At 59.6% G+C, this 1,026-nt stretch carries 1 protein-coding gene; it reads right to left on the reverse strand.

Annotation, left to right across the window (positions count from 1 at the left end):
- Positions 1-1,026: polysaccharide deacetylase family protein (locus tag AC1D1X_RS24220; protein WP_477699474.1), on the reverse strand; the 1,026-nt coding region annotated here is incomplete at both ends.

The following is a 1,026-nucleotide window of genomic DNA, read 5'->3' on the forward strand; positions in this document are numbered from 1 at the left end:
GCTTTCACCGTGCGTTCATGAATGTCATGAAACAGCACAATGCCGCGGCCTTCTTTTTCTACCGACTTCAGCACGCGTTCCACAATCGAGCTGGGCACCGGGTCGGCCCAGTCGAGCGAATCAATGTTCCACATCACTGAGCGCAGGTGCGCGGCCGACAACACGTCCAGCCCTTCGTCGTTGCGCGCGCCATACGGAAAGCGAAAGAGCGGCGAACGCCGCGCATCCACCGCTTTCAGCAATTCATCAGTGCCCAGCATTTCTGATTTGAGGCCCRCACCATTGAGCTTGGAAAGCTGTGCATGCGTCATGCTGTGGTTGGCCAGCGTATGGCCGGCCTCCAGCAGCTTGCGGCTGATGTCTGCGCGTGGCCCCAGTTTGGTTTTGCCGTCTGCGGCCACCGTGCCCAGGTTGCTGCCTACCTGAAAGAAAATGCCCGGCACGCTGTATTGCTTCAAGATGGCTGCAATCTCATTGGTGTAAACGCCGTGCGGGCCGTCGTCAAACGTCAGCACGATGGTCTTGGGTGGCAGGCTGTAGCCAAAGACCTCGCCCTCTTCTTCGTCCTTGCTTTTGCGCGTGGTGGGCTTGGGCAGCGCGTAAGGCATCACCACGCCAAAGTCTTTCAAAATCTGCTCGCGCGTGTAGCGCTTCTTCAGGCTGGCAACATAGTCTTCCCAGCGCTCACGCTTCAGCTCAATCGCACGCGGCTCAAAGCGGCCGAACACCAGGCGAATTTCTTTCTCGTAGTTGCGCTCAATCTCAACCAGCGCGTCCAGGTCTTCACCGATGCGCTTGTGCAGCTTGATGGCCGGCAGTGACGAATCAGCCGCCACGCTGGCCTGCAGGCTGCGCAGCAGCTCCCGAAAAGCCAGCCGGTCCGCGTCAAAGAGGTTTTTGTCGCTTTCCACATAGTCCAGGATGCCCGCAATCGCATCAAAGCGCTGCGCGCTGCCAGAAGCCACCAGCGCCGCCAGCTGCGCCTCAATCTCCGCCACCCGCGCACGGTTGTCATGAAACAGCCCC

This window comes from Polaromonas sp. P1_G4, from assembly GCF_056405475.1.